The following is an 18,771-nucleotide window of genomic DNA, read 5'->3' as shown; positions in this document are numbered from 1 at the left end:
CGGCAGGACGATCGAGGTCACCCCCGGGGCAAGCTACCCCGGGCGGCCTTAGTCATGTAGACTTCGTTCGAAGGAGCTTTTGGTCCGTCGCCATGCAAGAGTCTGATTCACTCGAACAGCAGTTGCTCGAATTTAAGGCAATCCTTGATCACTCAGGGATCGCCGTGGTGTGCATGCGAGACCGCCGGGTCTACCGCTGCAACCCACGTGCCGAAGAACTCTTCGGATGGGCCGCGGGATCTTTGGTGGGCCAGCCAGACCTCGTTTTCTACCCGACCACCACCGCCTGCGAAGCACTGCGCCGGAAAGTGCGCGCGCAGTTGCGGGTTGGGCAGATCGTGGACCTCGAGACAGAGATGGCGCATCGCGACGGCGCCACCTTCATCGCGCACCTGATCGCGCGGGCAATCGACCCATCGGCGCCGCGCCAGGGAACCGTCTGGATCGTTCGCGACATCACGCAGGAAGTTCAGGTCCGAGAGGCCAATGCTCGTCTGCTGCGCGAGCAACACCTCATTTTCGAGAACGCGGAAACCGGCATCGTGATCCTGCGCGATCGCGTCATCCAGCGCTGCAACCGACGCTTTGCCGAGATCCTTGGTTACGCGCCAGCCGAGCTGATTGGCCGCTCGACGCGTACCTACTACCCGAGCGAAAGTGCCTGGCTTGAAACCGGCCGGCGGGCGTACGCCGCGATTGCCGAAGATGGCATCTACCGCGGCGACACGATGTTCCTTCGACGCGATGGAACACCGATCTGGACTCACATCACCGGGAGCATGATCAACCCGGATAACCCTGACGATGGTTACGTCTGGCTGTATGAGGACGTGACCGAGAAGCGCCAGGCCAGCCGTGCCATGGACGCCCTGCTGCGAGAGCAGACCCTGATATTCGAACGTGCGCCGATCGGGATTGCCTTTCTCCGCAATCGCGTCATCCACCGCTGTAATCCCAGCCTGGAAGCAATGTTCGGCTATCTGCCGGGGCGACTCATCGGTCAGTCGAGCCGCGTCTGCTTCGCCAGCGAAGCAGAATGGCACGATGCCAGTGAGCGCGCGCACACGGCCATCAACGCGGCCGGAAAATTCGTCGGCGAACTACCATATCGCAGAGCCGATGGCACACCGATCTGGTGCCAGATCACGGCCAGCCTGCTTGACCCGGAAAACCCGGACGAGGGCCATATCTGGCTATTCCAGGACGTAACCGCCAGACGAGCCGCTGAGGAAGCTCTGGTGGAGAGCCTCTGGGAACAACAGCTGATCTTTGACAACGCCATGATAGGCATTTCCTATCAGCGAGAACGCCGGATCCTGCGCTGCAATCGCCGCTGCGAGGAGATTTTCGGCTACCCGGCGGGTAGCCTGAGGGAACACTCGACCCGAGTTCTTTTTTCCAGTGACGAGGCCTGGGAGGAGGTCGGACGCATGGTCTATGGAAGTGGCGCCACGACGGGTACCTTCGACGGCGAGATCCTTTATTGCCGCCGCGACGGCACACCGATCTGGGTGCACGCGATTGGCCGCACCCTTGGCGAGCATCAGGATGACGACACCTGGATCTGGACCTTTGAAGATGTCACCGCCCAACACGCTGCCGAGCAGGCGCTGCGGCAAAGCCACCTCGAACTCGAGCAACGGGTGGCCGAGCGGACCCGCGAATTGTCACACCAGCTCGATTTCATGCGTCAGCTGATCGAGGCCATTCCCGGTCCGGTGTATTACCAGAACCGCGAAGGGCGTTATCTCGGGTGCAATCAAGCCTTTCTCGAAATGGTCGGCAAACCGCGAAACGCCGTGGTCGGTGCCACCGTCTACGATCTTGCCCCCCGCGACCTCGCCGAGCGCTACAGGAGTGCCGACGACGATCTGTTCCAGCACCGCGGCTCCCAGGTCTACGAGTCCAGGGTCCAGCACGCCGACGGCAGTTACCGCGATGTGGTCTTCCACAAGGCTACCTATGGCAGAAGGGGGGACCCGGGCGGCGGTCTGGTTGGCGTGATGCTCGACATCACCGATCGGAAGCGGATGGAGGCGCGCCTGCAACAGGCCGCGACGGTTTTTGACAGTAGCGCCGAGGGCATTACCATCACCGCGCCAGATGGCTGCATCATCGCCGTCAACCGGGCGTTTACCGATATCACCGGTTACAGCGAAGAGGAGGTCATCGGACGAAACCCCCGAATCCTGCAGTCCGGGCGTCAGGATCGAGGTGTGTATATCGAGATGTGGCGGACTCTTGGCAATTGCGGGCGGTGGCAGGGTGAACTCTGGAACCGGCGGAAGGATGGCCAGACCTTTCTGCAGTCGTTGACGATCAGCGCCGTCAAGGACCGCGGGGGTCACGTGACGCATTACGTCGGCGTCTTCTCTGACATCACCGAACTGCGGGACGCGCACGATCAGCTGGATCACCAGGCTCACCACGACCCCCTGACCGGTCTGCCCAACCGCCTGCTGCTTGGCGACCGATTGCACAAAGCCATTCAACGTGCGCACCGTGATGAGACAGGACTGGCCGTCCTTTTTATCGATCTCGATCGCTTCAAGAACATCAACGACACCCTTGGCCACCAGGTCGGTGACCGCGTTCTCTGCGAGGTGGCGGGGCGCCTGGGCAAACTGATGCGGGAATCCGATACGGTTGGCCGCCTGGGCGGTGATGAGTTCCTGATTGTCATCGAGGACATTGGCGCAGCGATCGCCGTCTCGCATATTGCCGAAAAGATCCTCGATGTCCTGGAGAATGCACCAGTCACCGTCGGACAGGAGTTTTTCGTCGGCGCCAGCATCGGCATCAGTATTTATCCTGAGGATGGCGGTGACGCCGAGACGCTGATGAAGAATGCCGATGTGGCCATGTACCGTGCCAAGGAACGCGGCCGCAACACCTACGAGTTCTTTACCAAGGAGCTGACCCAGTCTTCGCTGGCGCGTCTGCAGATGGAAACCAACTTGCGACATGCCATCGATCGTGCGGAATTGAGGGTCTACCTCCAGCCGCAGTTCTGCCTTGCCAGTGGCAGGGTGGTGGGGGCCGAAGCGCTGGTGCGCTGGCTACGGCCCGAGCAAGGATTGGTCCTCCCCGGCGAGTTCATCAAGGTTGCCGAGGAGTCGGGACTGATCGTCCCGATCGGTGGGTGGGTTCAGCATGACGCCGCCTGCCAGTGGGCGGCATGGGTGGCCGCAGGTCTCGATCCCGGCGTATTGTCGGTCAATGTTTCCGGCGTGGAATTCGCCCGCGGCCGAATTCAGGAAACCGCGCGCCAGACACTGGAGGCATCGCGACTGTCGGCGCAGTTCCTCGAATTGGAAATCACCGAAAGTGCGATCATGAGCCATGCCGAGGACAGCACCCAGGTACTGGACAACCTGCGCGCCATGGGCCTGAGCCTGGTGATCGACGACTTTGGGACGGGCTATTCCTCACTCGCCTATCTGAAGCGCCTGCCGCTCAACAAGCTCAAGGTGGATCAGAGCTTCGTGCGCGGGCTACCCGGCGACACGGAAGACTGTGCCATCGTGCGCGCGGTGATCGCGCTTGCCCACAGCCTGCAACTGACGGTGATTGCCGAGGGCGTCGAGACCGAGGCACAGCGTGAGTTCCTTGCGCGGGAGGGCTGCGACGAAATGCAGGGTTACCTGCGCGGCCGACCGATGCCTTTCGAGGAGTACGCCATGCGCTTCCTCCATGCATGAGGCTCCCCCGACTGGCGCCACTTCACGGCTTGCCTTCATCGACACGCTGAAGGCCCTGGCCTGTCAGTTGATCGTCCTGCATCACCTGGCCTTCTACGGACCCATGTCCGACCACGCCTACTCGCTGGCGCCGACCCTGATCAGTTGGCTGAGTCAGGACGCGCGCATGGCGGTGCAGGCCTTTCTCGTCATCGGCGGCTTCCTCGCGGTACGCGCTATCGCGCCATTCGGCACGATGCTGTCGAGCAAGCCGCTCGTGCTCTTGCTGAAGCGCTATCTGAAACTGGTGGCGCCCTATCTGGTCGCCGTGCTGATCGGCATCGCCTGCGCGGCTCTCGCTCGCACGCTGATGACGCATGACTCTGTCCCGGACCGGCCCACCCTGCCTCAAGTCCTTGCCCACATGCTGCTGCTGCAAGGCATTCTCGGCTACGAGGGACTATCGGCAGGCGTCTGGTACATTGCCATCGACTTTCAGCTCTTCGCGCTCCTCGTCGGCGCCCTCTGGCTCGCGCGTGGCATCAGTCGCCGGCGCGCGGCGGTACCGGTCGCTGGAGCCTTGCTGGTTACGACACTGGCGCTGTCATCGCTTTACTACTTCAATCGCGACGGCGACTGGGACAATTGGGGAGTGTACTTTTTCGGTGCCTACGCGCTGGGGATAGCCAGCTACTGGGCGACGAACCAGCGACGGACGTTTTCCTGGCTAGTGCCTGTACTCGCCTTGGTCATCAGCGCGCTGCTGCTCGACTACCGACCACGTATTGCCGTGGCGCTGCTTGTCGCGCTGATGCTCGCCTTCGCTGGCCGCTGCGGTTTTATCGAACACTGGCCGAAATCGCGCCTGATTGCCTATCTTGGACAGATTTCCTATTCAGTCTTTCTCGTTCATTTCCCGATCTGCTTGATAATCAATGGCTTGTTCGCGCGTTTCGCTTCACGCGACCCTTGGGTCAATCTGGCTGGCATGATCATCGCGTGGCTGGCAAGCATCGCAGCCGGTGCACTTTTCTACCGCCTGGTCGAAAGTCCGGCGCAACACGGGCTTCTCCGAACGCGCTCGGCGTCTGTGGTCAAGCAGACGCTTTGAGCCAGCCTGCCGCGGCGAGCGCAAAGTAACTCAGGATGCCGTCAGCCCCAGCCCGTTTGAAGGCAAGCAGGCTCTCGAGAACACAAGCCCGCTCGTTCAGCCAGCCGTTCAGTCCGGCTGCCTTGAGCATGGCATACTCGCCGCTGACCTGATAGACGTACGTCGGCACATTGAACTCCTCTTTCACGCGCCGAACAACGTCGAGGTAAGGCATGCCGGGTTTGACCATCACCATGTCGGCACCTTCGGCAAGATCAAGCGCCACCTCGCGCAGCGCTTCGTCCGTGTTCGCTGGATCCATCTGATAGCTGTGCTTGTTGCCCCTGCCCAGACTGCCGGCGGATCCGACCGCGTCGCGAAATGGGCCGTAGAAGCTCGATGCGTACTTGGCCGAGTACGCCAGGATACGCGTGTGAATCTGCCGGGCGCGGTCAAGCTCGCTGCGTATACGCCCGACACGGCCGTCCATCATGTCCGAGGGTGCGACAATGTCGGCGCCGGCCTGCGCGTGCACCAGCGCCTGCCTGGCGAGTACCTCCAGCGTCTCATCGTTCAACACGTAGCCGGCGGGATCGTCAGCATCAATGAGCCCGTCCTGACCATGGCTGGTATAGGGATCAAGAGCGACGTCAGTCATTATGCCGAGTTCGGGAAACTCCTTTTTCAGTGCGGCGACCACCCGCGGTACCAGGCCATCAGGGTTGAGTGCCTCTTCGGCTCCCGGCGTTTTGCAGGCGCTGTCGACCACCGGGAACAGCGCCAAGGCGGGAATACCGAGCGCAAGCGCCCTCTCGGCCGTCTTCAGCAGCCGATCCAGGCTCTGCCGTTCCACTCCAGGCATCGAGGGTATCGGCTCCACGCGCTTGACGCCTTCTAGCACGAAAACCGGGTAAATCAGATCATCGGCAGTCAGCCGGGACTCGCGCATCAGGCGCCGCGAAAAATCGTCACGACGCATGCGGCGCATGCGTGTCGCGGGGAAGCGTGCTTGGTCATCCATGGAATTTTCCCGGCTCATAGATACAATTGATAACAAAACCTACACTGACGGGGAACTGTTGGCAAGCTTTGGCCGTCTCAATGCGCAGATGGCGACGCCGTCTCCCGCTTCACCTCCCTGAGCGGGTGCCTTATTCCTGTAAGGCATGTCTCGCCCCCGGCCCCCCCTTTGCCGGGGGCTTTTTTTTAGTGCTTGTCGACGTCCCCCCCATGACGGGCACTCCAGCCAATAGCGCTTCGCTTCTTCTGGCGGGCCGTTCTCTCGCTCGGCAGGCCGATCGGCGGCGCCTCATCGCTGATTTCCAGGCCGAGCCAGCGGCTCAGAACTGCCTCTGCCTCGCCAACTCCGGACTTCTTCAAGCTTGAAAACAGTTGACAGGTGCAATTCCCGCCAACGTCCTTCAGTACTGCCTGAACCTGACGCAGTGAGAGCACCTGTTCCTGACGAGTGAGCTTGTCGGCCTTGGACAACAGCACGTGAATCGGCTTACCTGTCGGCGCAAACCAGCCGAGCATCTGAAGATCGAGCTCGGTGAGCGGATGACGGCTATCCATGATCAGGACCAGGCCATGTAGCGCCTCACGGTAGCGCAGGTAAGGTGCCAGCAGACCTTCCCATTGCGCGCGGATCTCCTCGGGCGCCTTGGCAAAACCATAGCCCGGCAGGTCGACGAAGTACTTGCCCGCGGCGAGCCGAAAGTAGTTTAGATGCTGGGTTCGCCCAGGCGTCTTGGAGACAAAAGCCAGACGCGTGTGGTTGGCCAGCGTATTGATCGCCGACGACTTGCCGGAGTTCGAGCGTCCGGCAAACGCGACTTCACATTGCGCGTCGGTCGGCAAATCACGCAAGTGGGCAACCGTAGTATGAAAAGCCGCCTGCTGGAAAAGGGGCATGGCAGAACCTGAGAGTAGGTGGAGAGGACAGGCACGCGGCCGGCAAACTGATATAGAATATCAGCTTTGTTGCTTCACTTCTCCGGCCTGAGATCAGTCATTGTTGTCAATGGGAGTTTGGACATGATTCGTACAACGGCACTCGCGGTTCTCCTGGCCGCCAGTTTCCCCGCCTTCACAGCAGAACAGGCGAAAGCAAAGGTTGACCTGGCAAAGGCCAAGGAAATTGCCGAGGGCGTCTGCGTTGCCTGTCATGCTGCCGACGGCAACAGCCCGACGTCAGCGAATCCCATCATCGCCGGCCAGATCCCCGAATACCTGTACAAGCAGCTCAGCAATTTCAAGGCCGTCGACGGCAAACCGGCGGTACGCAACAACGCGATCATGGGCGGCATGGTGGCGGCGCTGTCAGACGAAGACATGAAGAGCCTGTCGGTTTATTTTTCTCGGCAGAAGATGAAGCCGTCGGTCGCCAAGGAGGAAAAACTGCTCGCCGAAGGAAAGACCCTTTGGCGCAAGGGTGACTTCGACAAGGGCGTCCCGGCGTGTGCCGGTTGCCACGGTCCCGCCGGCGCCGGTCTGCCCGTGCAATACCCACGGCTGGCAGGGCAGTATGCGGAGTACACGGCCAGCCAGTTGAGGACCTTCAGGAGTCACGAACGGGCCAACGATTCGGAAAAAGTGATGCGGCAGATTGCCGGCAAGCTTTCCGATCAACAAATCAACGCTGTCGCCGAATACGCTGCAGGTCTGCGCTAGACCTCTTTCGGACGACCGGCGCCGGTCGTTGATCCTCGTATCGGCCCGGCCCTGTTACCCCTTGGCAAGAAGCGGCAGACGCTCTAGCATGTTGGTGAGTTCCTGACCAGAAAGGACGCATCATGAAGACACTCAGGCAAATCCTTGCCAGCAAGAGCGGACCACTCGCCACCGTCTCCCCGGACGACCCCGTTTTTCATGCTCTCCAGGTGATGTCCGATGCCAACGTCGGTGCGGTCCTGGTTCTTGAAGGGGAACGACTCGTGGGCATTTTCTCCGAGCGCGATTACGCGCGGAAGGTAATTCTGCGCGGCAAGGCGTCAAAGGACACCCGGGTTTGCGAAATCATGACCGACAAGGTGCTCTATGTGACCCCCGAGCAGACGGTTGACGAGTGCATGGCAATCATGACCGAAAAGCACTTCCGCCACCTGCCGATACTCGACGAGGGAGGAAAAGTCGTCGGTATCGTTTCGATCGGTGACGTGGTCAAGGAGACGATCTGCGCGCAGCAGTTCATCATTGAGCAAATGGAAAAGTACATCACCGGCTGAGATTCACAGAATCGTCTCTGGATGCCCTGGTGCAAGCCACCAGGAGCGTCCCGGCCCACTGTAAGTGGCTCTCGTTTGTTCGATGCTCGCGCCTGCCGCCCGCTTTTCCTGGCGGCTGGTCCGGTAGCAGCCCGGCGGGGTGCATGCCTGGGACGCGCCGCCAAAGCGCTTCAGGACTCAAACCCGGTCACGGCCTTGCTGTTCGCCGACGCCGGCAATGAGAGACACAGGGCCGCCCTCGTGGCGGGAGGAGAACCCTTGCCTACTCCAGGGCATTTGGCTGCTGCGCCCAGATGTCGCTCAGAGGGCCTTGAGTGATCCCTCCCTTGCGGACCGATACCATGCTGGAAGCGAACATGGCGATGCGAATCGGGATAGACCTTGGCGGTACCAAGATAGAACTTGTCGCTCTCGACGGATCGGGTCGGGTATTGCTTCGCCGCCGTCGGCCGACGCCGCAAGGCGACTACGAAGCGACTGTCAAGGCCGTCGCCGAACTGGTTGGAGCGGCCGAGCGGGAGCTTGGGCAGCCGGGCAGCGTTGGTATTGGCATACCCGGTGCCGAGTCTTCCCTGAATGGCAGAATTAAGAACGCAAACTCGACCTGGCTTATTGGCAATGCTTTGCGGCATGACCTCGAGGAGCTGTTGCAACGCCAGATTCGCCTGGCCAACGATGCCAACTGCTTTGCCCTCTCGGAGGCCATTGACGGCGCCGGGCGCGGTGCGGAAGTTGTCTTCGGGGTCATTCTCGGTACCGGCGTTGGTGGTGGCATCGTCGTTGCTCAGCGCGCACTGGCTGGCGCCAATCGAATTGCCGGCGAATGGGGCCACAATCCACTGCCGTTGCTGGAAGACGAAGACCAGACACCGCCGCAATGTTACTGTGGGCGCTTCGGTTGTGTCGAAACCTGGCTCTCCGGTCCCGGGCTTTGTGGCGACCACCAGCGTCATGGCGGCGAGTCAATCACTGCGGAGGAAATAGCTGCCCGAGCCGGTGCGGGCGATAGTGTCTGCGAGGCGAGCCTCCGCCGCTATGAAGGACGCCTGGCAAGAGCGTTGGCCCTGGTGGTCAATATTCTCGACCCTGACGTGATCGTCCTCGGTGGCGGCCTCTCCAACATCGAACGGCTGTACCTCACGGTGCCGGAGCTGTTGGCAACACATGTCTTCTCTGATCACGTCGATACTCGACTGCTGCGTAACCAACACGGCGACTCGTCCGGCGTGCGTGGCGCCGCCTGGCTCTGGGATGCGCATTACAACGCTAGCTTTGCCAGCGGTTGATTGCGCTCACCGGACGGGAATCGACCAAGCGAGTCAATGGCCGGGCAGAACGGGGCGAAGGAGCACCATACAAACCATGCTGTGGCTGAAACTCTTCCTGCCCTTCGCCGGCGCCTATTTCCTCTCCTACCTCTATCGAACGGCGAATGCCGTCATTGGACCGGTACTCAGCGCCGAGCTGGCCCTGGGCGCAGCTGGCCTTGGCCTGCTGACCAGTGCCTACTTTCTCTCCTTCGCTGCTGCCCAACTGCCGCTCGGCATGTTGCTCGACCGCTTCGGGGCTCGACGCGTCGAATCCGGGCTGCTGTTGATCGCAGCCGTCGGCGCGGCCGTCTTCGCCCTTGGTCAGGGGATCGCTGAACTGGCGGTCGGCCGTGCGCTCATCGGACTGGGTGTTTCGGCATGCCTGATGGCTGCCTTCAAGGCCTTTTCACTGTGGTTTCCGGCCGAGCGGCAGGCTTCGCTAACCGGCTGGATCATGACCTCGGGTGGCCTCGGAGCGCTGGCTGCCACGGCCCCGCTCGAAGCAGCCCTGCAACTCGCCGGCTGGCGGGAGATCTTCTTCGCCTTGGCCGGACTGACCCTGGCTGTCGCCTTCTGGCTGTTCTTCAGCGTCCCCGAGCACAGGGACGGCGGTCAGCCGGCACCGCTGGCCGCTCAGTTCTCCGGCGTCAGGGCGATCTTCGGCAGTGCGCACTTCTGGCGCTTTGCGCCAATGGGATTGATGCTCACCGGCGGATTCATGGCAGTGCAAAGCCTGTGGTCGATATCCTGGCTCATGCAGGTCAATGGCTATACTCGCGCCAGGGCGGCAGAGCACATGGCCGGGATGAGCATCGCGATGCTGGCGGCCTACATGCTCATCGGGCTGCTGGCCACCGGACTGGCCCGCCGCGGTATCAGACCCGGCATGCTGCTCGGTGGTGGGCTAGGCCTTTCCTTGCTGACGCTCGCCTTGATCGCCACCGAGGCCCTGCCACAAACCCATCTGCTGTGGGTCGCTTACGGCACCTTTTCAAGCTTTGGAACCCTGGCCTATCCGCAGGCGGCCGCCGGCTTTTCCGTCGCGCTCTCCGGCCGGGTCAACACGGCGCTGAACCTGATGGTTTTTGTTGGTGCCTTTGGCGTGCAATGGGGCATCGGTCTGCTGATCGACGTGCTGCAAACGCTGGGGCACAGTATGGCAACGGCCCACCGCTACACGTTCCTTGCCTTGCTTGCCACACAGGTCATCGCTTACGCCTGGTTCTGCCTCTCGAGCCACCGAGCACGTTGATTGGGGAGGGAAATCGGGTGGTGCCCGCTTTGCGAAAGCCGCGCGGGAGCCCGCAACCGACGCTCAGCGGTACAGCGGCAAAGCTGCCAAACGGCGCTCGATCTCTGTCGTCACCTGCCGATAGGCGGCGTTGTCACCAGCGCCAAAGCGCTGTTCAAAGTCGGCTGCAGCCAAAGGCTCGGGCAGCCCATCCAGCGAGGGCGCCAGGTCGGCGTCGGTCAGTGTTCTGCGGAGAGCGTTCTCGAGGTGCGGCGAGCCGCTGGCAACCAGTTCGCCAAAGCGTGTGCCGGCACGATCTGCCGCCAGATCCGCAAAGGAGAAACCGCTACCGCCTCGGGAATCCTGGATCTCCTTGAACAGGCCGACTGCATTTGCCGCGGGCTCGCCAGCCCAGGCCGCCAGGGCAGCTGAAACGATAAAGTGCTGAGCACTGTCGTGACGCCCGAACAGGGTCAGCTTCACTCGCCGTGGACGAGGCCACTTTGCTGATTCCGGCAACACGACGGCGAGGTTGCTTCCGGTCAGATAGGTCGCCAGCACCAGCAGCGCCGCGCGGCCCTCCTGTGGGGTGGGGTCACCACAGCATGCCATCAGCGGCGTCAGAACCTTGCTCACCGGAACGTTGGCGCGGTGGGCGTAGGGATCAAGAAGACGTGCCAACGCTCTTTGGGCAGCCTCGATGCGAACGATCTCTTGCGGTGTAAAGGCGAGCCTCCGCGCCTGTTCAAGAAGGTCCGGCTGCCAGGTGTAGCGGACCTCCACGTTGCCCTGATCCGGCTCGAACACCAGGTGACGGATGGCCTGCCTCGCCACTTTCCAGTCGTCGGCAAAGCCGGCGCTTCTGATCGCCGAGGCGATAAGCCATTCGGCGAGCCCGGCCGGAATCGGCAGGGAGGAAATCGAGGCCTTGACAACCCGCGGCTCACCCGCAACCGCCTCGAAAGCCGTGCGCAGATTCAGGTAGCGGGGTCCAGGCACGCCGGGAATGCGGACAGTCAGGCGCACTTCAGCGGTATCGTCGGCAAGGAAGAAGGCGCCGCGGGCGCCCAGACTACGGCTTGCCAGATGGTTTATGGCGGCATCAAGCAACGCCGCGGGAATGACGGCTGTCCGCTCATCCCCCTTTTGGAGATGACGTGGGTCGTTGCTTGCCAACAGGCGTTTGGCCTCGGCAATCGACGATTGCGAAATGGTCTCGCCACGGCTGACCAGCGGCACCTGATCGAGCGCGGAGAAAAACAGGGTCGCTGCGAGCAGGAGCGGCAAGAACAGCAGCGCCGTCGTCACCGCCGCCCGGAACAGCATACGGCGCACGGTCACGATTGGGGGGCGCCTCCTGCTGCCGGCGTTGGCTCGATGCCGGCAGCACCACTGCCAAGCCGCAGGTCAAAACCTGCTTTTCGGAGCAGCCGTGCTTCCATCTGGAGGTCTGCGCGAGTCAACGGGTGCGCCGTCAGCCAACCCGAAGGAAAAACCAGGTGCATCCGCTGCCCATCGACACGCAGGCTGATCGCCGGCAGTGGTTCGTTGCTGCGGCTACGATGCAGTACCACCGCCAGGCGGAGGAGTGCGCAGAGACGGCGAGCCGTCCGCACACTGTCCTTTGGCAACTCGGCAAACGCATCATCAGGAAACGACCGCCGATGTCGCCTGACCAGAGCCGCGAGCAGCTGCTGATCATCGCGCGAGTAGCCCGGCAGATCAGAGTGTTGCAGGACATACGCCCCGTGTCGGTGATACTGGTCATGGGTCAGCAGCAGGCCGATCTCGTGCAAGCGGGCAGCTCGTTCGAGGACGTCGCGTGACTCCTTTCCCGTCAATCCCCATTTCGCTCTCACCTGTCGCAGCAGATCAAGCGCCGAAGCGCTTACCCGCGCGGCCTGGGCCTCGTCGAGACCGAAGCGGCGCGTGACATCCGCGATGGTCCGATCACGTACATCCTCGTGGCGGATGCGACCGAGAAGATCATAGATCAGCCCTTCGCGCAGGGCCCCTTCGGATACCTCCATCTGCTCGATGCCGAGCGCCTCGCACAAGCCATGCAGGACGACGAAGCCGCCAACGAAGACGCGGGCGCGGGCAAGATCCAGCTGCCAACGGCTGGCCAAGGCCGCGGTATCTCGCACCTCGAGCAAAGCCGCCCGCAACCGCCGCAATCCTTCGAGCGAGATTCCCTCGCGACTCCAGCCCTCGCTGTTGAGGACCCCCTGGATGGCCTTGATCGATCCGGAAGCTCCGGTGGTCACCTCCCAACCGCGCGCCAGATACTCTTCACGGAACGGTTCAAGGTTGAGCTGCACCAGCAACTCCGCCTCGCGCAAGCGCCCCGCCGTCACCCGACCGTCGGCGAAACAGGAACGGCTCAGGCTGACGCAACCCATCCGCAGGCTCGCCAAGTGCAAAGGATCAAACTGTTCCCCGACGATCAGTTCGGTACTGCCACCACCAATATCGATCACCAGCCGCTGCCCGGCGACGTCACCGACGCTATGGGCGACACCAAGGTAAATCAGGCGGGCTTCTTCCTGTCCGCTGACGATCTCCACCCGATGGCCAAGGAGCTGCTCGGCTCGGGCGACGAACTCTGCACTGTTTCGTGCCTGGCGCAGAGTATTGGTGCCGACGATACGCAGTCGGGCCGGCGGGATGTGCCGCAACCTCTGGCCAAAACGAGCCAGACAATCAAGCGCCCGCTGTTGCGAAGCGGGCGAAAGCCGGTTTCGGCCATCCAGTCCTGCGGCCAGTTGGACCATCTCGCGCAATCGGTCGAGAATCTGAACATGCCCGTTCGCAATGCGCGCGACAATCATGTGAAAACTATTCGAACCCAGGTCAATCGCTGCCACAAACTCGGAAGGCACAACAGGACTCCTCAAAATGATAGGGAAAGAACGCGGCCCGCCTCGCGGCTGCGAGCCGGAAACCGGCCTCACGTTCCATGGCCAGACCGCAGCGCGCCGCGCTTACCGCCGCGCCAGAAGCCAGGTCCGCGCTTCTTTGCCGGTACCATTCCGCGCTGCATGCAGGCGGTGCCAGGCCCCGTTTCTCCTGGCGACACAAACGATAGCTGCTATGGTTGCCAAACGCTGTGCGATGCTTCACGTGGCAAGGGAAAAGCAGCTACGGCGGAAGTATCCTAGCGCTGGGTGCCCCAGTCAATCCTGGCGTCGACCCGTCCTGAAGCACTCTGTTGTAAACCGCCAGAATGCGAGTACTCGGCGATGGCAGCGGGTTGGAAGGACAATTCACCCGCGGTTGGGATCAGAACTCGAAGGGGTCGACTTCCAGATGCCAACGCAGTCGCGAGGGCGACTTGATGGCGTCGAGCTGGGTGACCCAGTGGCCAAGAAAGCGCTGCAATGTACGCCGTGACGACGACTCGACAAGTAGCTGGCCACGTTCCAGGCTGGCTCTGCGGGACAGACGCATCGGTACCGGGTCGTAGAAGGTCACCAGAGGTTCCTCCTTGGGCAATGGACAGCCGCGCGCAGCAGCAAGAAAGCACAAAGCATCGGTCATTCGGGGCGCCTCCGCACGCAACATGGCCTGATAGGTGTAGGGCGGGAAACCGGCCTGCTGCCTTTCCCTGAGCTGTGCCGCCGCGAAGGCCTGGTAATCATGTCGAACCACAGCGTCGTAGAGCGGATGGTCGGGAAATTGGGTCTGCAGCAGCATCTCACCTGGCCTCTCGGCTCGCCCAGCGCGGCCGGCAACCTGCATCAGCTGGGCGAAAAGACGCTCGGGCGCGCGCCAGTCGGCAGCGAACAATGCCGCGTCAGGAGCAATCGCACCGACCAAAGTAAGTTTGGGAAAATCATGGCCTTTGGCCAGCATCTGAGTCCCGACGAGAATGTCCGCCTCGCCGCCCTCTATTCTTGCTACCAGTGCTTCCCATTGCCGGCGGCTGCTCGCCGAGTCCCGGTCGACGCGGAGGATGCGCGCCTCTGGGAAGCGCTCCGTTAGCGCTGCCTCGATACGTTGGGTACCGCGACCAAAAGCGCTGATGTCCTGGTTACCACAGGTAGGGCAGTGCATTGGTACCCGCGCCTCGAAGCCGCAATGGTGGCAGCGCAGGCAGTGGTCAGCGAGGTGGAGAACCAGATTGGCAGCGCAACGATGACAGTGTGACGTCCAACCGCAGGCAGGACAGGCCAGTACCGGCGCATAGCCGCGCCGGTTGAGGAAGACGAGACTCTGCTCGGCCCGCTCCAGACGTTCCTCGATGGCCACCAGCAAGGCCCTGGAGAGTCCTTCCTCCGGCTTGTCGACGCGCGTATCTATGGTTCGGACCAGCGGCAGGCGCGCACCTTCTACCGCTCGCTGCTGCAGCGAAAGCAAGCGGTAGCGTCCACCTCCATCAGTGCCGGTGGCATTGGCCCAACTCTCCAGCGAAGGTGTTGCCGAGCCAAGGACAATCGGGATGTGACTGTCGCGCGCACGGAAGACGGCAAGGTCGCGTGCCGAGTAGCGAATCCCGTCCTGCTGCTTGAACGACGAATCATGTTCTTCATCAACCACGATCAGGCCCAGTTCGGGCAAGGGGACAAAAACTGCCAGGCGAGTGCCAAGAACGATCCGTGCCCCACCGGTCAAAGCAGCCCGCCAGTTGCGGCCACGCGCTGCGTCCCCCAACTCGCTATGCAGGCTGACCAGGCCGGCATTCGGAAAGCGCGCCGTGAGACGGGCTTCAAGTTGCGGCGTCAGGTTGATTTCCGGCACCAGGAGCAACGATTGCTGCCCGGCAGCCAGCGTACGCTCGATCAGACGAAGGTAGACTTCGGTCTTGCCGCTACCGGTAACACCGTGCAGCAGATAGGCACAGAAGCCGCCGGCGCCTTCTGCCATTGCCCTCAGCGCGGCTTCCTGTTCGAGCGTCAGCGCCGGAGCTTGCTGCGCCAAGGTCTGCGGAATCGCCTGCCGGCGCGCCCGAGCCTTGACCGGTGCAAGCGAGCGCAACCCCGTGGGTAACGTCGAAAGCATGACCTGGCCAAGCGGTGCATGATAATAGGCTGCACAGAATTCAGTCAGGTGAAACCAGGCGGCCGGCAGGCGAGGCACATCGCGCAGAACCGCAGTAACTGGTTTGAGCTGTGCGAGCGGCAGTTCGCTGGCTGCTGCCAATTCGACGATGATACCGACCTTCTGGCGTTGACCGAAGGGAACACAGACCCGATAGCCAATGTCTGCCGTCGATAACTGCTCGTGGTCAGGAAGGCGGTAATCAAACAGGTGGCGCAACGGCACATCAAGCGCTACGCGGACGATTTGCAGCAGCAAGGAGTGGTCTGGCATCGTTGAATGCGGGGGAATAGTGATATCACTTACCGCCGGAAGCTCGCGCCACTTCTGGTAATAGCGGTTAAGGTGTTCAGTTATCAGCGCTTTTTTTGCATTCACCGCGCCTGTGGATAACTCTGTGGATGAGCCTATCAACAAGTCGCTGGAAAGCTCATACCGCAAGGGTTTGGAGGCATCTGCCCAAAAAATAAGCGATTTATAATCCTCTATAAATCATAGGCTTATAAATAGTTAGCTGATTCTAGTCAGAGCCTCTGGTCGGCGCAAACGGGTAACCCAATTTCTGTGAATAAGTCAACGGGGCAGGGGTATTCAATGCATTTTTTTTTGCGACTTCCGGCTGTGTTCATGGACGGCATCGACCAGCGCGGTGACGTTCTCCGGTGGCGTAAACTGCGAAATCCCGTGACCTAGATTGAACACATGGCCGGTGTTGTCAAAGCCGTAGCTGTCCACGACCGTCCTGGCCTCGGCGGCCACCCGACCCGGCGAGGCGAAGAGCACCCCTGGATCAAGATTGCCCTGCAAGGCGACCAGGTGACCAACTCGCCGACGCGCCGCGCCGATGTCAATCGTCCAATCCACACCGATGGCATCGCATCCGGTCTCCGCGATCGATTCCAGCCACAGGCCACCGCCTTTGGTAAACACGATGGACGGTACCCGTTCCCCATCCCTCTCTCGAATCAAACTGGCAACGATACGTCGCAGGTAGGGCAACGAGAACTCATGGTAGGCTGCCGCAGAGAGCGAGCCGCCCCAAGAGTCAAAGATCATGACAGCCTGTGCGCCGCAGTCGATCTGGGCATTGAGATAACTGCTCACCGCATCGGCGGTAACTGAAAGAATACGATGCAGCAGATCGGGGCGCTCGTAGAGCATCCGCTTGATGTGGCGGTAATCGCTGCTGGAAGCGCCTTCGACCATGTAGCAAGCCAGGGTATATGGACTGCCGGCAAAACCGATCAGTGGCACCGAGTTGTTCAACGCCCGCCTGATTTCAGACACTGCATCCATCACGTAGCGCAGATGATCCCAGGGATCCGGTGCGCTGAGGTCGCGAATTGCCCATTCCTCGCGCAGCGGACGTTCAAAGCGGGGCCCTTCGCCATCGGTGAAGTAGAGCCCTAGCCCCATGGCATCAGGCACGGTGAGAATATCGGAAAAAAGAATTGCGGCATCCAGGTCATAGCGGGCAAGCGGTTGTAGTGTCACCTCACAGGCCAGAGCAGGGTTCCTGCACAACTGCAGAAAGCTGCCGGCACGCCGGCGGGTTTCGCAGTACTCGGGCAGATACCTGCCGGCCTGCCGCATCAGCCAGATAGGTGTCTGGTCGGTAGGCTCCCTGAGCAGGGCGCGCAGAAGACTGTCGTTGCTGGGTCGGGTCACGTCAAATTCCGCCAGAAAAAGGAGAGGCGCCGGAAAAGGAAGATTATCCGCCTTTAGCCCCTACTTGCGCCAGAAAGCCGGCGTCAGGACAACCAACAAGGTAAAGATCTCCAGCCGACCTAGAAGCATGGCGAAGGTGCATACCCAGGTCTGAAAGTCGGTGAGTACACCGAAGTTCGTCGCCGGTCCGACCTGGCCCAAACCCGGTCCGGTATTGTTGATGCTGGCAACCACTGCCGAGAATGCACTGATGATTTCGAGCCCCGAAAGTGAAAGAGCCAGTGTCATCGAAACGATGCACACCATGTAGATGAAGCCGAAGGCAAGCACTGCGAAGAGAATATTGGAAGGTACCACCGCCCCCCCGATCTTGATCGGATGCACGGCGCTCGGGTGCATGGCGCGCGTCAGCTCCCGATAAACCTGCTTGTAAAGGACGATGGCGCGGATCATCTTGATGCCGCCACCCGTCGACCCGGCGCTGGTCGCAAAGCTCGACAGGAACAACATCCACAACGGCGCAAAGAATGGCCACAGGGCGTAGTCGGTGTTGGCATAACCCGTGGTCGTTGCGATCGAGACGACGTTGAACGCCGAATAACGTAGCGCCTCCAAAAATGTCGGATAAAACTCGTGCACATCGAGAAAAATGGCGATGCCGATCACACTGCCAAGGGTCACCAGCAGGAACCACCCGGCTTCCGGATCCGAGGCGTACGGGCGCAGCGATCGACCGGAAAGGACCACATAGTGGGTCGCAAAGTTGCAGCCGGCAATCAGCATGAAGACAATACTGACTGCTTCGATCGCAGGCGAATCGAAAAATCCAAAGCTCGCGTCGTGGCTGGAAAAGCCGCCAAGCCCCATGGTACTGAACATGTGCATGATCGCATCGAGCCAGGTCATTCCGGCCCAGCCGTAGCCAAGAACACAGCAGACCGATATCAATGTATAGACCACCCACAGCCCCTTTGCCGTTTCGGCTATGCGCGGGGTCATTTTCGAGTCCTTCATCGGCCCCGGCGTCTCCGCCTTGAACATCTGACGGCCACCGATGCCAAGCAAGGGGAGGATCGCCACAGCGAGAACGATCAAGCCCATGCCACCCAGCCAGACAAGCTGGCAGCGCCAGAAGTTGATCGAGACCGGATACCCATCAAGCCCCTCGAAGACCGTCGCCCCGGTCGTTGTCAGCCCGGAAACGGCTTCAAAATAGGCATCGGTAAAACTGGCGTCGAGTTGTATTATCAGAGGAAGGGCGGCGTACACCGGCAGCACTGTCCACACCAGGGCGACCATGAGGAAACCGTCGCGAATCGTCAGATCGCGCTTCTCCTTGCGCGTCGCATACCACAGCCCCAGGCCGGTGCCAACCGTGAGCAGGAAGGCTTCGTCGAAAGCGCTCTCGGCGCCGTCGTGCATGGCCCACGACAGAAGCAACGGCACCAGCATCGTCAGGCCAAAGATGACAATCACCAGCGAGAGAACCCGGATCACCGGGTAGTAGCGTTGCATGGTGGCGCCC

Annotated in this window: 13 protein-coding genes; 6 read left to right on the top strand and 7 right to left on the bottom strand. The window is 61.4% G+C overall.

Annotated elements, in window-relative coordinates; genetic code table 11:
• Positions 1–92 precede the first annotated feature (92 nt).
• Entirely contained in the window at positions 93–3,701 is a 3,609-nt protein-coding gene (locus V5B44_RS23060) for a bifunctional diguanylate cyclase/phosphodiesterase (RefSeq protein WP_332361385.1), read from the top strand.
• Complete coding sequence (locus V5B44_RS23055) at positions 3,694–4,791, top strand: acyltransferase family protein (RefSeq protein WP_332361384.1); 1,098 nt, start codon at positions 3,694–3,696, stop codon at positions 4,789–4,791. Before V5B44_RS23060 ends, V5B44_RS23055 begins: the two co-directional genes overlap by 8 nt.
• Here V5B44_RS23055 and hemB read toward each other — a convergent pair.
• Both hemB and yihA read right to left on the bottom strand, forming a co-directional pair.
• Positions 4,775–5,791 carry a porphobilinogen synthase gene (gene hemB, locus V5B44_RS23050; RefSeq protein WP_332361383.1) on the bottom strand — a complete coding sequence of 339 codons (1,017 nt, stop codon included), beginning with the start codon at positions 5,789–5,791 and terminating at the stop codon, positions 4,775–4,777. The genes V5B44_RS23055 and hemB overlap by 17 nt on opposite strands.
• A 185-nt stretch (positions 5,792–5,976) precedes the next feature.
• A complete protein-coding gene (gene yihA, locus V5B44_RS23045) occupies positions 5,977–6,684 on the bottom strand; it encodes a ribosome biogenesis GTP-binding protein YihA/YsxC (RefSeq protein ID WP_332361382.1) in 708 nt (235 codons plus the stop codon).
• Between the two features lie 123 nt (positions 6,685–6,807).
• Here yihA and V5B44_RS23040 point away from each other — a divergent pair, with 123 nt between their 5' ends.
• The 4 genes from V5B44_RS23040 to V5B44_RS23025 all read left to right on the top strand — a co-directional run bounded on the left by V5B44_RS23040 (position 6,808) and on the right by V5B44_RS23025 (position 10,559).
• Positions 6,808–7,443 carry a c-type cytochrome gene (locus V5B44_RS23040; RefSeq protein ID WP_332361381.1) on the top strand — a complete coding sequence of 212 codons (636 nt, stop codon included), beginning with the start codon at positions 6,808–6,810 and terminating at the stop codon, positions 7,441–7,443.
• A 122-nt stretch (positions 7,444–7,565) separates the two neighbouring features.
• Positions 7,566–7,997: a CBS domain-containing protein gene (locus V5B44_RS23035; RefSeq protein WP_332361380.1), complete on the top strand. Its 432-nt coding sequence runs from the start codon at positions 7,566–7,568 to the stop codon at positions 7,995–7,997.
• Between the two features lie 362 nt (positions 7,998–8,359).
• On the top strand, positions 8,360–9,283 hold the full coding sequence (locus V5B44_RS23030) for an ROK family protein (protein ID WP_332361444.1): 924 nt from the start codon (positions 8,360–8,362) through the stop codon (positions 9,281–9,283).
• Between the two features lie 76 nt (positions 9,284–9,359).
• Complete coding sequence (locus V5B44_RS23025; protein ID WP_332361379.1) at positions 9,360–10,559, top strand: MFS transporter; 1,200 nt, start codon at positions 9,360–9,362, stop codon at positions 10,557–10,559.
• A 63-nt stretch (positions 10,560–10,622) separates the two neighbouring features.
• Here V5B44_RS23025 and V5B44_RS23020 read toward each other — a convergent pair whose 3' ends face one another.
• The 5 genes from V5B44_RS23020 to V5B44_RS23000 form a co-directional block, all read right to left on the bottom strand.
• Entirely contained in the window at positions 10,623–11,879 is a 1,257-nt protein-coding gene (locus V5B44_RS23020; protein WP_332361378.1) for a hypothetical protein, read from the bottom strand.
• Entirely contained in the window at positions 11,876–13,420 is a 1,545-nt protein-coding gene (locus V5B44_RS23015) for a Ppx/GppA phosphatase family protein (protein ID WP_332361377.1), read from the bottom strand. The genes V5B44_RS23020 and V5B44_RS23015 overlap by 4 nt, the downstream gene beginning before the upstream one ends.
• Positions 13,421–13,820: 400 nt before the next feature.
• Entirely contained in the window at positions 13,821–15,851 is a 2,031-nt protein-coding gene (locus V5B44_RS23010) for a primosomal protein N' (protein ID WP_332361376.1), read from the bottom strand.
• A gap of 318 nt (positions 15,852–16,169) precedes the next feature.
• Positions 16,170–17,246 carry a uroporphyrinogen decarboxylase gene (gene hemE, locus V5B44_RS23005; protein WP_332361375.1) on the bottom strand — a complete coding sequence of 359 codons (1,077 nt, stop codon included), beginning with the start codon at positions 17,244–17,246 and terminating at the stop codon, positions 16,170–16,172.
• A gap of 60 nt (positions 17,247–17,306) precedes the next feature.
• A complete protein-coding gene (locus V5B44_RS23000) occupies positions 17,307–18,761 on the bottom strand; it encodes a TrkH family potassium uptake protein (RefSeq protein WP_332361374.1) in 1,455 nt (484 codons plus the stop codon).
• Between the last annotated feature and the right edge of the window lie 10 nt (positions 18,762–18,771).

Source organism: Candidatus Accumulibacter necessarius, assembly GCF_036625085.1.
The sequence above is the reverse complement of the archived record's forward strand: the minus strand, read 5'-3'. Positions and strand labels throughout refer to the sequence as shown.